Source organism: Amycolatopsis sp. PSD-21 (assembly GCF_055561455.1).
The window spans coordinates 4,975,330-4,987,847 of record NZ_CM145712.1; the positions used below are offsets into that span (position 1 = coordinate 4,975,330).

The window sequence follows — 12,518 nt, forward strand, 5'->3', positions numbered from 1 at the left end:
CGGTCAGGGTTGAGCCCATGCTGAGCGAACCGGCGCCCGCCCTGCGACTCGACGGGCTCACCAAGGCGTTTTCCGGGAAGACCGCCGCCGACCATGTGGGGCTCACGGTGCCGCCCGGGTCGCTGACCGGGCTGGTCGGCCCGAACGGCGCGGGCAAGACCACCTCGCTGGCGATGGCAGTCGGGTTGCTGCGCCCCGACTCGGGGAGCGCGCTGGTCCACGGCGTCGACGTCTGGGCCGAACCGGCCAGGGCGAAGGCCATGCTCGGTGTCCTGCCCGACGGCCTCGCCCTGCCCGAACGCCTGACCGGCGCCGAACTGCTGACCTACTGGGGGCTCCTCCGGGGCATGGACGCCGCCGTCGTCCGGTCGCGGGCGGCCGAACTGCTGCGGATCCTCGAACTCGAAGAGGCCGAGGAACGCGGGGTGCTCGTCATCGAGTACTCGACCGGGATGCGGAAGAAGATCGGGCTGGCGACGGCTCTGTTGCACGCGCCGAGGGTGCTCGTGCTCGACGAACCGTTCGAGGCCGTCGACCCGGTTTCGGCGCGGGTGCTGCGCGCGATGCTGCTGCGGTTCGTCGCGGCGGGCGGCTCGGTCGTCCTCTCGTCGCACGTGATGTCGCTGGTCGAGGACCTGTGCGATCGGGTGGCGATCATCGCGGACGGGAGTGTCGTGGCGAGCGGCACGCTGGCCGAGGTCCGGGGTGATTCGACCCTCGAAGACGTGTTCGTGCGGCTCGTCGGCGAGCGTTCGGTCGGAGCGGAGGACCTGGCGTGGTTGGCGACCTGATCCGGCTGAAACTCGCGATCCAGCGGCATACGCCGAGCTGGAAACGAGTGCTCGGCCTGCTCGCCGGAGTGCTGGCGGCCACGGCGACCTGGGCGGCCGTGTTCTTCGCGGAACCGGCCTCCCGCACCGACGTGCTGCTGCTCGTCCTGGCCTTCTGGACGGCGGGCTGGCTGGTCGGCCCCGTCCTCACCTCCGGCGCCGCGATGCTGCGCCCGGAGTACTTCACCCTGCTGCCGCTCGCGCGGCGCGGGCTCGGCGCCGGGCTGCTGGCGTCCGCGTTCGCCGGAGTCGGCGGTGCCGTGACGACGATCGCGGCGCTGGCGTTGATCCCGTACGCCCTCGCCACGGCGACCGGCGGCACCGCGATCGCCTCGGTCGCCGTGGCCCTCGTGGGCGCGGTGCTCCTGGTCGTCTTCCTGGTGGCGCTCTCCCGGACCGTTTACGCGTTGCTGGGCGCCGCGATGCGCACCCACCTCGGCGTGGAGCTCGCCGCGGTCCAGTACGGCCTGCTGTTGTCGTCGATGACGGCGGGCTGGGCCATCGTCCGGCCGGTACTGGAGTCGATCCCGGCGTTCCTGCGTGACGGTTTCGGTACCGTCCCCGCCCGTGCGGCGCTGGAGTGGACGCCGTTCGGGCTGCCGCTGCGCGCCGTCGGCGAGATGGCCGCGGGACGGCCGATACCCGCGCTGGGCTCGCTCGCGTTGCTCGCCGGTGCGACGGCCGCCGTGACGACGGCCGCGATCGTGCTGCTGACCCCGCATGTCGGCGCCCGCACCGCGCGACGCCGTCGCCGCCCCCTCGGCAGCCGCGTGCTCACCCGCGCCCGGCTGCTCCCCGCGAGCCCGCTCGGCGCCGTCGTGGGCAAGGAACTCCGTACCTGGTGGCGAGATCCCTGGCGGAGCCTGGAGGTCCGTTCGGCCATCTGGTTCGGGGTGTTCATCGCGGTCTACGGCGCGATCGCCGGAGTACCCGAGATCGCCGGGCTCGCCGGTGCCGCCGTCGCGCTCACGGTGGCGCTCAGCGGCGCGAACCTCTACGGCCAGGACGGCACCGCGCTGTGGCAGCTCGTGGTGGCCGAGAGCCCGGCGACGGTGCGTGCCGACGTCCGCGGCCGCCAGATCGGCATCACCGTCCTCTTCGGACTGCCCGCCCTCGTCCTGTCCGCGGCGATGATGGCCGTGACGGGGATCTTCACCTACGCCGTGCCGATCCTCGCGGTGCTGATCGCGCTGCTCGGGGTCGGCTGCGGTACCGCGGTGGTGATGTCGGTGCTCGGCGCGACACCCGGCGTCGACCCGCACCGGCGCGTCAACGCCACCGATGCCGGCGAGAACACGGCCGGGATCTTCGCGGCGTTCCAGATCCAGCTGTGGGCGACCGCGCCGACGTCCGCGATGGCCGCGGCGCTGACCTTCGCCGGTGATGCGCTCCCGGCCTGGTTCGGGGCGGCGACGCTCGCGGTCGCCTCGGTCAACGCGGTGGCGGGCGCCTGGATCGGCGGCGCCCTCGCGACCCGCAGGCTGGCGGCACGGCTCCCCGAGACCTTCGCGAAACTGCGGTGAACCGGGCACGTTGCTCCGGCCGGGTCTGGCGGGCGGGCGTCCACTCGACAAGGATCGGCCGATGCGCGAGAGCAAGACGTTCGGCCTGATCGCCCGAGGCGGGCTCGTCTGCTACGCGATCGTGCACCTGCTCGTCGCCTGGCTCGCGGCGCAGGTCGCGCTCGGCGACAAGGCGAAGGCGGACAAGGCGGGCGCACTGCAGATGGTCGTCGCCGAGGGCGGCGCGTGGTTGCTGTGGCTGATCGCGGGCGGTCTCGCCGTCCTGGCGTTGTGGCAGCTCAGCGAGGCGATCACCGGGCACCGGCACGTCAAGGCGCGGCGGCGGACCGTGCGCCGGATCGTCAGCGCCATCGAGGTCGTGCTGTACGGCCTCGTGTCCTACAGCGCGGTGAAACTCGCCACCGCGGGCGCCGACGACGGGCAAGGTTCCCTCGTCGCCGGGATCCTCGCGGAGTCGTACGGGCAGGTCCTGGTCACCGCCGCCGGGATCGCCGTGGTCGCGGTGGCGGTGTTCCTCGCCCAGCGCGGATTCCGGAAGACGTTCGTGCGGGAGCTCGACTTCGGCGGCGCCTCCAGCCAGACCCGGACCACGACGATCCGGCTCGGGCAGATCGGCTGGATCGCGCTCTCCGCCGCGTACGGCACCATCGGCGTGCTGACGGTCGTCGCCGCGGTCACCTTCGATCCGGCCAAGGCGAGCGGCCTCGACGCCGCGCTGAAGACGCTGTCGGCGCAGCCGTACGGCGGCCCGATGCTCCTCGCGCTCGCGGCGGGGATCGCCGCGTTCGGCGCCTTCGCGCTGCTGGACGCGCGCTTCCGCAAGATCTGATCTGCCCGCCCGCCCGACCTGTGGCACCGTGAACGACGTCTGGAGGTCGTGATGGCAGGTGTGATCGAACTGATTCGCGAGGGCGGCGAGGACGACCGTCAAGCGCGGATCGTCGAAGTGCTGGTGGACGCCTTCGAGGACCTCATGCGCGCGGACGCCGACGCGTTCCGCCGCAAGTTCCGCAAGATGGCCGCCGCGCCGTTCGCCTTCTACCGCGGTTCGGCGTGCCTGTTCTACGCGGACATGGCGCACGAGGACGACCCGTGGGCGAACGCGGAGACCAGTCGCGTGTGGATCCAGGGCGACCTGCACGCCGAGAACTTCGGCAGTTACATGGATTCTTCGGGGACGCTGGTGTTCGACGTCAACGACTTCGACGAGGCGTATCTCGGCTGCTTCACCTGGGATCTCAAACGACTCGCCGCCAGTGTCGCGTTGCTGGCGTGGAGCAAGGCGATCTCCGACGACGACATCGAGACGCTGATCGGCACCTACCTGCGCGCCTACGTCAAGCAGGTCCGCGAATACGCCGAGCGTCCCGGCGACGAACTCGTCCGTCTCCAGCTGGACAGCACCGAGGGCGCGCTCCACCAGGTCCTGCTAAGGGCCCGGCTCAAGACGCGGATCGACCTGCTCGACGAGCTGACCACCGTGGAGGATTACGACCGCCGGTTCCGGCACGGGCCGGGCGTCCGGGTACTGGACAAGGCCGAGCACGAGATCGCGGCCAAGGCCTTCGAGTCCTATTTGGACACCATTCCGGAGAACAAGCGGTTCGGCAGCATCACCTACCGGGTCAAGGACATCGTCGGCCGGACGGGATTCGGCATCGGTTCGGCCGGGCTGCCCGCGTACAACATCCTCGTCGAAGGCCGCACCCAGGCGTTGGAGAACGACGTCGTCCTCTCGATGAAACAAGGCAACGTCGCGGCGCCGAGCCGGATCGTGTCCGAGGAGAGCATCCGCGGCTACTTCACCAACGAGGGGCACCGCACCGCCGTCTCCCAGCGCGCGTTGCAGGCGCACGCGGATCCCTGGCTGGGATACACGGAGATCGACGGGACCGGGTTCGTCGTCTCGGAGCTCTCGCCCTACGTCGACGACCTGGACTGGTCGGATCTGACCGAACCGTCGGAGATGGGGCCGGTCCTCGACTACCTCGGCCGGGCCACCGCGAAGATGCACTGTGTGTCCGATTCGGACTCCGAGCAGACCCTCGTCGATTTCCAGAGCGAAGCGGCCATCGCCGCGGTGATCGGCGACCGGGAAGAGGAGTTCGTCCGCACGCTGACCGAGTTCGGGATGGCCTACGCCGAGCAGTCACGGAACGACCACCGGTTGTTCGTGGACGCCTTCCGCGGCGGGAAGATCCCCGCCGTCCGGCCCGCCGCGGAGGGCTGACCGGACGACGGGGACGCGCTACTCGCGGAGACCGATCGCCTCGATCGGCTTCGACCGCAAGGCCACGCGGGTGGCGAGGCCGAGCGACAGGACACCGAGCAGGATCGCCCCGGCGATGACACCGCCGAAGACGGTGATCGTGCCGGACGGGAGCGGCGTGCCGCGCAGACCGAGGTTGAGCAGTACCAGCGGAACCCCGGCGACCACGGTCCCCAGCAGCGCCGCGACACCGACGGTCGTCAGCGCTTCGAAGCGCATCATCCGCACCACCTGGCGTTTCGACGTGCCGACCAGGCGCAGGAGCGCGAACTCCCGGGAGCGCTGCGCCGTGCTCATCACCAGCGTGTTCGCCACGGAGATGACGACGTAGCCGAGGATCACGCCGACCGCGACCAGGTTCACGTAGAACTGGGCCTGCTGCTGCCCGCCGGCGGGAGCGGCCACCGCCGATCCCGGTGTCACGGCCAGTCCCGGGTAGCGGGTCGCGAGATCTTTCAGCGCGGCGGTGACGGTGGCGGCGTCCGCGTCGGGCTGCTGCCGCACCAGCACCGCGTCGTCCATCCGGTCCCCGGTGTGCGCCCTGGCGAGGTCCGCGGGCAGCACGTAGCGGCCGAACGCCTGGTCGCGGGTGTAGGTGGCGACCAGCCGCAGTTTGGCCGGGGCGCCGTCACCGAAGAAGAACTCGACCTCGTCGCCGATCTTCTTCTCGTACCAGCCTGCCTCCGATTCGCTCATCGCGACGGTGTTCCCGGTCAGGTCGGTGATCTTGCCCGACACGACGCCCAGTTCGAGGTTCCCGCGGATCTGCGCGCCGTCCAGTCCCTGCGCCGCGTACCGCTCGACGCGCAGGCTGTCCTGTTCCCGCACCGTGTTGATCACCTCGGTGTGGACGACCGGGGTCGCGGCCGCGACGCCGGGGATCCGCCGCGCCGCCTCGGCGACCTCCGGCGAGAGCCCGCCCGTGGCACTGGCGAGCACGTGGTCCGCGGTCGTCGACTCGACGGTCTCTTCCTGGCGCGCGGCGGCCGCGGAGGTCTGGCTGTAGAACATCGTCAGCGCGAACGAGACCGCCAGCATCACCGGCGTCACCGCGGCGGCGAGACGGCGCGAATTGGCCTGGTTGTTCGCCGCGGCCAGGTAGCCGCTGATCCGCGACGTCCGGTTGAGCACCGGCGCGATCAGCCGCGTCATCACCGCGACCACCTTCGGGCCGACCACGGCGAGCCCGATCACGATGATCAGCGACGAACTTCCCGAAGCCGCGAGCCCCGCGTCACCGCTGAGGAAGATCGGGACCATCGATCCGCCGAGACCGGCCACCACCAGCGCGCAGCCGATGAGGACGCGCACGCGCCCGAGTTCACGACGCTCCACCGCGGCCTCGCCGAGCGCCTCCACCGGGCGGATCGACGACGGGCGCCGCGAAGCCGACCAGGCGGCCAGGCGCGCCGTGCCGAGGCCGAGCGCCAGCGCGGCGACGAGCGGGATCGGGCTGATCGCCAGTTCGAAGTCCGGCGGGATCACGCCGATGGCCCCGAACGCGTTCCTCAGCCCGAATCCCACGGCCACACCGAGTCCGCTGCCCAGTACTCCGGCGACCACCGCGACGATCATCGTCTCGGCGCCGATGAGCTTGCGGATCTGCTGCGGGGTCGCCGCGATCGCCCGCAGCAGCGCGAACTCCCGGCGTCGCTGGTTGATGACCAGCGCCAGCGTGCTGGCCACGACGAACACCGCGATGAGGAGCGCGAAACCGCCGAACGAACCCGCGAGCGCCATCAGCAGCATCCGGGTCTGACTGACGTCGAGGAACTCGACCGTGCTGCGCTCGACCCCGGTCGTCACCGTCACCTTGTCGGTGCCGACCGCTGCCCGGATCCGGTCGGCGAGGTCCCCCGACGTGACTCCAGGGTCCGCCAGCACACCGATCGCGTGCGCCTGTCCGGGTGTCCCGGCGAGTTCGGCGGCCCTCTCCGGAGAGAAGAACACCGCGGATTGCCGGGCGAGGCCGTCACCCGACTTCGGCGCGGCGATACCGGAGACGCGGAACTCCACCGGCGTCGAGCGGACGGCGATCTTCACCCGCTGGCCGGCCGACACTCCGCTGCGCGACGCCAGGTCCGCGTCCAGGACGACCTCGTCGGCACCCGCGGGTGCCCGGCCTTCACGCAGCGAGAACGGCGCCAGCGCCGCGGCGTCCCAGTTGTGCCCCAGCGACTGCCCGCCTTTCGGACCGCTCAGCGTCCGGCCGTCGGTCGTCACCACGGTCGCCGGGAAGCTCTGCTCCGCCACCACGCCGCGGACCCCCGGCACCGCGGAGATCACCCCGGCGAGGCTCACCGGCACCGGAGCCTGCTCGGCGACCTGCTGGGTCTCGAGCGGACCGGCGCCCGGCGGGTCGACCTTCTGCTGACCGCCGACGACGACCGCCGCGTCCGCGTACCGCTGTGTCGGGACACCCGCGCGCAGACCGGACTCCATCAGGATGCCGCAACCGGCGACCAGCGCCGTCCCGCAGAGGATCGCGACGAACGCGCCGACGAAACCGCTCAAGCGGGTCTTCGTCGTCTGCCAAGCCAAATCCCACATGACGTCACCACTCCCCGAGGTGGGTCATGCGCTCGGCGACCCGTTCCGGAGTCGGCTCCGGGAGATGGCCCGCCAGCTTGCCGTCGGCGAGGAACAGCACGCCGTGCGCGGCCGAAGCCGCGACCGGATCGTGGGTGACCATCAGCACGGTCTGCCCCATACCGTCCACAATGGAGCGAAGCAGGTCGAGGACCTGGCGCGCGGTGCGCGTGTCCAGTGCCCCGGTCGGCTCGTCGGCGAGGACGACCTCGGGCCGGGTGATCAGCGCGCGGGCGATCGCGACCCGCTGCTGCTGACCGCCGGAGAGCTCCGACGGGCGGTGTTCGAGCCGCTTCGCGATCCCGACTCCCTCGACGATCTCGCGCAGCCACCGCGGATCCGGCTTCTTCCCGGCCAGCCGCATCGGCAGCGTGATGTTCTGCAGCACGTTCAACGACGGCAACAGGTTGTAGGCCTGGAAGATGAACCCGATCCGGGTCCGCCGCAGCTCGGTGAGCGCTTTCTCGCGCAGCCTGTTCAGTTCCGTGTCCCCCAGCAGCACCCGGCCGGAACTCGGCTTGTCCAGCCCCGCCGCGCAGTGCAGGAAGGTGCTCTTGCCCGATCCCGACGGTCCCATCACCGCGGTGAACGAGCCCTTGCGCACCTCGACGGTCACCCCGTTCAAGGCCGTGACCGCGCCGTCGCCGGATCCGTAGACCTTGCTCACGGATTCCAGCGTCAAGGCGCGTGTGCCCCCTGAATTCATTGTTTCCCCTTAACCGGTGGTGATCTCTCTCGAGGAAACCTACGGCCGGCGAGGGTCCGGATCGATCCCGCGTGAGGGAAGACTCGTGGTAGCGCTGGCACCACCATGACGCCGGTCACCCCGGCCTGCGGGCGGTGTGACCACCGGCTTTCTCCAGCGCGTGCGCGATTCCGAGAGCGCGCAGGTCGGCGTGGTGTGCCGTGACCACCTGGACACCGACCGGCAGTCCTTCGGCGGTGAAGCCGGCCGGGACGGCGGTCGCCGGGCATTCCGTGGCGGAGATCAGGTAGGCCGCCCGCATCCAGTGCAGGTAGTCCTCCACCTCGGACCCGCCCACCGTTTTCGGGTACTCCAGTTCCGCGTCGAACGGAAGTGCCTGGCTGGCGGGAAGAACGACGGCGTCCACAGTGGAGAAATAGGCGCGGACACGGTGGAAGAGTTCGGTGCGCAGCCGGATGGCCGTCGCGACGTCGGCGCCGGTGAGCGCGCGTCCTTTCGCGACGTTCCAGCGGATGGCCTGCTTGACCTTGTCCGGTTCGGCGTCGATGAGGTCACCGACCCCCTGCGCGTAGTACAGGGCCCGGAAGGTCTGGAAGACCTCCTCGGCTCCGGTCAGGTCGGGACAGCCGGAGACGACTTCGGCACCGAGGCCGCGCAACACGTCCACCTGGGCTTCCACGATCGCCGCGACCTCCGCGTCGACAGGTACCCGGCCGTCCAGATCGGGTGAGACCGCGATGCGGAAGCCGTCCAGCCGCGTCGGCAACCCGGCGGCGAACACGGCACCGGATTCGGGCAGCGACAGCGGCGCGCGCTCGTCCGGTCCCGCCTGGACGGACAGCAGCAGGGCCGTGTCGGCGACCGTGCGCCCCATCGGACCTTGAACACCGAGGGTGAACCAGGCGTCTTTCGCCGGCCACGCGGGGACTCGTCCCGGACTCGGCCGGTGGCCGACGACGTTGCAGAACGAGGCCGGATTCCGCAGCGATCCGCCCATGTCGCTGCCGTCGGCCAGCGACGTCAGCCCCGCCGCGAGCGCGGCGGCGGCGCCTCCGCTCGAACCGCCCGCGGAGCGGTCCGGCGCGTAAGGATTGCGGGTCAGGCCGAACACCGGGTTGAAGGTGTGCGAACCCGCGCCGAACTCGGGAACGTTCGTCTTGCCGAAGACGATCGCCCCCGCCGCCCGCATCCGGGCGACGACGAGCTCGTCCGCGTCGGGCACGTTGTCCTCGAACGCGGGCGAGCCGTAGGTGGTGCGCATGCCGGCGGTCGCGTGGAGATCCTTCACGGCGAGCGGGAGCCCGTGCAGGGGCCCGAGCGACCGCCCGGCCGCGTGCGCTTCGTCGGCGGCCGCGGCGGCGGCCCGCGCGCTCTCCTCGTCGATGCTGACCACGGCGTTCAGCTTCGGGTTCAGCTTCGCCACGCGGTCGAGCGTGGCGTCGAGCAGTTCCCTCGCCGACAACTCGCCGGAGGCGAGCATCCGGGCCTGGGTGGTGGCGGGCAGATCGTTGATCGCGCTCACGCGCGGACCTCCTCGGGGTCGGGGACTCGGTAGGGAAATCCTTCAGTCCGGCAGCGGGTTCCTCCAATAGGCGGGGCACGCGGAGCTTCCTACGTTGGGACGAACGTTGCCGGGGAGGGGCGCAACGTCGACCGTCCCGTCACGTTCAAGGAAGAGCGCATGACAGCATCCACCGCTCCATCCAAGACCACCTCCGCCCAGACCCGCAGGCTCGCGATCGGCGCGGGCGCCGGAACCTCGCTGGAGTTCTTCGACTTCTCGATCTACACGGTCGCCTCCGCGCTGGTCTTCCCGAAGGTGTTCTTCTCCGGCGACACCGATCCCTGGTTCGCCTCGTTCATGAGCCTGGCGACCTACACGATCGGCTACGTCGTCGCGCCGCTGGGCGCGATCGTGATGGGCTGGGTGGGCGACCGCTACGGCCGCCGCCGCGCCATGCTCATCACCTTCTACCTCATGGGCGCGGCCACCGTCCTGATGGGACTCCTGCCCGGCTACGCCACGATGGGGGTCGCCGCGCCGTTGCTGCTCGTCCTGTTGCGCCTGGTGCACGGGTTCTCCCGAGGCGGGGAACTGGGCGGCGCTTCGGTGCTCGCCGTGGAGCACGCGCCACCGTCACGGCGGGCGGCGTTCGGCGCGTTCGTCGCCTTGGGGTCGCCGGTGGGGGCGCTGCTGGCGAACCTGGCCTTCGTGCTGATCTTCTACTTGCCGCAGGGGGTGATCACCAGCTGGGGCTGGCGGATCCCGTTCATCGCGGGCGCGGTCGTCCTGGCCATCGGTGTCTGGGCGCGGCGTGCCCTCGAGGAATCGCCCGTGTTCCACGAGCTCGCGGCCAGCAAACTGGACAAGAAGATCGTCAAGCTGCCGATCTGGAACGTCATCCGGGACAACTGGGGCAAACTGCTGCTCGCCGCGGGCGCGAACACCGGGCTCAACGGTGTCATGTTCGTCCTGGCCGGGTTCATGCTCTCCTACGCCGCCGGTCCGGCGCCGAAGGGCCTCGGCCTCGACATCCAGGACGTGCTGTGGGGCACCCTGCCCGGCCTCGCGCTCCACGCGGTCACGGTCGTGATCGGCGCCCGGCTCTCCGACAAACTGGGCCGCAAACCCGTGATGCTCGCGTCGGCCGTCGCGGTACTGGCCTACATGTTCCTGCTGTTCCCGATCGCGGAGATCGGCACGCTGACCGCGTGGGCGCTCGCCATCGCCGTCGGTTTCGCCCTCACCGGCTTCCTGTTCGGCCCGCTGATCACCTACCTGACGGAGCTGTTCACGCCCGAACAACGGCAGTCCGGCGCCGGGCTGGCCTACCAGCTCGGCGCGGTGCTCGGCGGTGGCCTCGCGCCGTCGATGGCGAACCGGCTCATCGAATGGACCGGCTCCTCGACGTCGGTCGGCTACTACCTCGCCGGCGGGATGGCGCTGACCGTCGTCTGCCTGCTGGCCCTCCCCGAAACCGCACCAGTGAGGACCCGCCGATGAAGGACGAGCTCGCCGAACTGCGTCACCGCGTCGAGGTGCTGGAGGCCGAGGCCGAGATCCGCCGGATCCAGGCCCGCTACATGTTCCTCTGCGACACCCCCTGCCCGGAGTACGGCGTCACCGGCGACGACCACCGCATCGAGCTGATCCTCGGGCTGTACACGGAGGACGCCGTGTGGGAGGGCGTCGGCGAGTACTACGACGGGCAGTTCGGCCGCGCGGTCGGCAAGGACCGGATCCGGGCGCATTTCGAACGGTTCTGGGGCGAGAAGCGGGATCCGGCGCTGGTCCTCAACGCCCACTACCTGACGTCCGAGCAGATCCACGTCGACGGCGACCGGGCCGAGGGGCAATGGATCCACGTCCAGCCGTGGCTGTACGCCGACGGCACCGGCCTGCTGCGCTCCAGCAGGCTCAACAACGCGTTCCGGCGCCAGGACGGCCGCTGGCTCATCAGCCGCACGCGGACCGAGAACGTCTTCATCGCTCCGCTGCCCGGGGGTTTCGCCTCTGACTTCCCGGCGTCGTCGGTGCTGATGGCGCCGGGGGCTCGTGAGTGAGGACGGTGTGACTGGACGGACGCCACACGTGTGGCGTCCATCCGGTCACACGACATCGCCGGTGCTGATGCCAGGCCAAGTCCGTGAAGCCCCCTTGAGGAACCCAAAGTCCCTCAAGGAGACCTTCACGGACTCCGCAATCGCCCCGTTCGCCCCCTGTGCATCAGCAGTCACAGCGGCTGCGCGTGAAGGCCCCCTTCCCTCGGCTCAGCCGAGGAAACTCGACCTTCACACCTTCCCGAGTACATGAAGGCCCCCTTTCTTGCGTCTAGGTACAGGAAGGGGGCCTTCATGTACTTCGGCGGGCAAGAAGACCCCTGCGCCCTAGACGGTGACCTGGTGCTGGAGGACGTCGCGCACCAGGGTGCCGAGGCTGTCCGACCCGGTCTTGGCCTTGATCCGGGCCCGGTGCACGTCGACGGTCTTCACGCTCGTGCCCAGCTGCCGCGCGATCAGCTGGCTGGGCAGGCCGTCGATCACCAGCCGGAGCACCTCCCGCTCCCGCGGGGTCAGGGTCGCGATCCGCTCGGCGACGGCTTTGCGGCAAGCCGCCGCCGAGAACCGTTCCGACGCGACCACCAGCTGCGCCTGGACGACTTCCAGCATCCGCTGCGGCTCGTACGGCTTCTCGAGGAAGTCCACGGCGCCCAGCCGCAGCGCACGCACCGACATCGGGATGTCGCCGTGCGCGGAGCAGAAGATCACCGGGGCCGGGAATTCGCGCGCGACGAGCTTCTCCTGCAGTTGCAGCCCGCTGAGCCCGGGCATCCGGACGTCGATGATCAGCACGCTCGGCTCGTCGGGGTCGAACTCCTCCAGGAACGTCGGCCCGTCCGGGTAGACGAGCGCCTGGATGCCGACGCTCTCCAGCAGGAACACCAGGGATTGGCGGATGGCCTCGTCGTCGTCGACGATGTAGACCACCGGCGACGTCTCGCCGCCGGGCGCGGACTCAGTGGTGGTCATGCGGAGCTCCTCCTGGTCGAAGGGTAAGCCAAGGGGCGGACGCGCACGGTCGGAGGCCATGGCGCGAAAGC

General features: G+C 70.6%; 10 protein-coding genes. 6 read left to right on the top strand and 4 right to left on the bottom strand.

What is annotated here, in order from left to right; translation table 11 throughout:
- Nucleotides 1–17 precede the first annotated feature (17 nt).
- The 4 genes from ACZ1DY_RS23530 (at nucleotide 18) to ACZ1DY_RS23545 (ending at nucleotide 4,583) form a co-directional block, all read left to right on the top strand.
- Nucleotides 18–791 carry an ABC transporter ATP-binding protein gene (locus tag ACZ1DY_RS23530; protein WP_257486398.1) on the top strand — a complete coding sequence of 258 codons (774 nt, stop codon included), beginning with the start codon at nucleotides 18–20 and terminating at the stop codon, nucleotides 789–791.
- Nucleotides 776–2,353, top strand: coding sequence for a hypothetical protein (locus ACZ1DY_RS23535; protein WP_465480850.1), 1,578 nt, complete (start codon nucleotides 776–778; stop codon nucleotides 2,351–2,353). The genes ACZ1DY_RS23530 and ACZ1DY_RS23535 overlap by 16 nt, the downstream gene beginning before the upstream one ends.
- 61 nt (nucleotides 2,354–2,414) lie before the next feature.
- Nucleotides 2,415–3,182 (top strand): DUF1206 domain-containing protein, encoded by a 768-nt coding sequence (locus ACZ1DY_RS23540; RefSeq protein ID WP_465480851.1) that lies wholly within the window; start codon nucleotides 2,415–2,417, stop codon nucleotides 3,180–3,182.
- A gap of 51 nt (nucleotides 3,183–3,233) precedes the next feature.
- Nucleotides 3,234–4,583, top strand: a complete 1,350-nt coding sequence (locus tag ACZ1DY_RS23545; protein ID WP_257486395.1) for a DUF2252 domain-containing protein — start codon at nucleotides 3,234–3,236, stop codon at nucleotides 4,581–4,583.
- Nucleotides 4,584–4,601: 18 nt separating this feature from the next.
- On the opposite strand, the gene ACZ1DY_RS23550 is transcribed toward ACZ1DY_RS23545, so the two are convergent.
- From ACZ1DY_RS23550 to ACZ1DY_RS23560, 3 genes are all read right to left on the bottom strand, one after another.
- Nucleotides 4,602–7,172 (bottom strand): FtsX-like permease family protein, encoded by a 2,571-nt coding sequence (locus ACZ1DY_RS23550; protein WP_465480852.1) that lies wholly within the window; start codon nucleotides 7,170–7,172, stop codon nucleotides 4,602–4,604.
- A 4-nt stretch (nucleotides 7,173–7,176) separates the two neighbouring features.
- Entirely contained in the window at nucleotides 7,177–7,917 is a 741-nt protein-coding gene (locus ACZ1DY_RS23555; protein WP_465480853.1) for an ABC transporter ATP-binding protein, read from the bottom strand.
- Nucleotides 7,918–8,032: 115 nt separating this feature from the next.
- A complete protein-coding gene (locus ACZ1DY_RS23560; protein WP_257486392.1) occupies nucleotides 8,033–9,439 on the bottom strand; it encodes an amidase in 1,407 nt (468 codons plus the stop codon).
- A gap of 159 nt (nucleotides 9,440–9,598) precedes the next feature.
- Here ACZ1DY_RS23560 and ACZ1DY_RS23565 point away from each other — a divergent pair, with 159 nt between their 5' ends.
- Nucleotides 9,599–10,921 (top strand): MFS transporter, encoded by a 1,323-nt coding sequence (locus ACZ1DY_RS23565; protein WP_465480854.1) that lies wholly within the window; start codon nucleotides 9,599–9,601, stop codon nucleotides 10,919–10,921.
- The gene (locus tag ACZ1DY_RS23570) at nucleotides 10,918–11,481 is read left to right on the top strand and encodes a nuclear transport factor 2 family protein (protein WP_257486391.1); all 564 of its coding nucleotides are present in this window, start codon (nucleotides 10,918–10,920) and stop codon (nucleotides 11,479–11,481) included. Before ACZ1DY_RS23565 ends, ACZ1DY_RS23570 begins: the two co-directional genes overlap by 4 nt.
- A gap of 324 nt (nucleotides 11,482–11,805) precedes the next feature.
- Here ACZ1DY_RS23570 and ACZ1DY_RS23575 read toward each other — a convergent pair whose 3' ends face one another.
- Nucleotides 11,806–12,447 carry a response regulator transcription factor gene (locus tag ACZ1DY_RS23575; protein ID WP_465480855.1) on the bottom strand — a complete coding sequence of 214 codons (642 nt, stop codon included), beginning with the start codon at nucleotides 12,445–12,447 and terminating at the stop codon, nucleotides 11,806–11,808.
- Between the last annotated feature and the right edge of the window lie 71 nt (nucleotides 12,448–12,518).

Coding starts and splice junctions, on each gene's coding strand:
- ACZ1DY_RS23530 (WP_257486398.1), top strand. CDS start 18: ATGCTGAGCGAACCGGCGCCCGCCCTGCGACTCGACGGGCTCACCAAG.
- ACZ1DY_RS23540 (WP_465480851.1), top strand. CDS start 2,415: ATGCGCGAGAGCAAGACGTTCGGCCTGATCGCCCGAGGCGGGCTCGTC.
- ACZ1DY_RS23545 (WP_257486395.1), top strand. CDS start 3,234: ATGGCAGGTGTGATCGAACTGATTCGCGAGGGCGGCGAGGACGACCGT.
- ACZ1DY_RS23550 (WP_465480852.1), bottom strand. CDS start 7,172: ATGTGGGATTTGGCTTGGCAGACGACGAAGACCCGCTTGAGCGGTTTC.
- ACZ1DY_RS23555 (WP_465480853.1), bottom strand. CDS start 7,917: ATGAATTCAGGGGGCACACGCGCCTTGACGCTGGAATCCGTGAGCAAG.
- ACZ1DY_RS23565 (WP_465480854.1), top strand. CDS start 9,599: ATGACAGCATCCACCGCTCCATCCAAGACCACCTCCGCCCAGACCCGC.
- ACZ1DY_RS23570 (WP_257486391.1), top strand. CDS start 10,918: ATGAAGGACGAGCTCGCCGAACTGCGTCACCGCGTCGAGGTGCTGGAG.
- ACZ1DY_RS23575 (WP_465480855.1), bottom strand. CDS start 12,447: ATGACCACCACTGAGTCCGCGCCCGGCGGCGAGACGTCGCCGGTGGTC.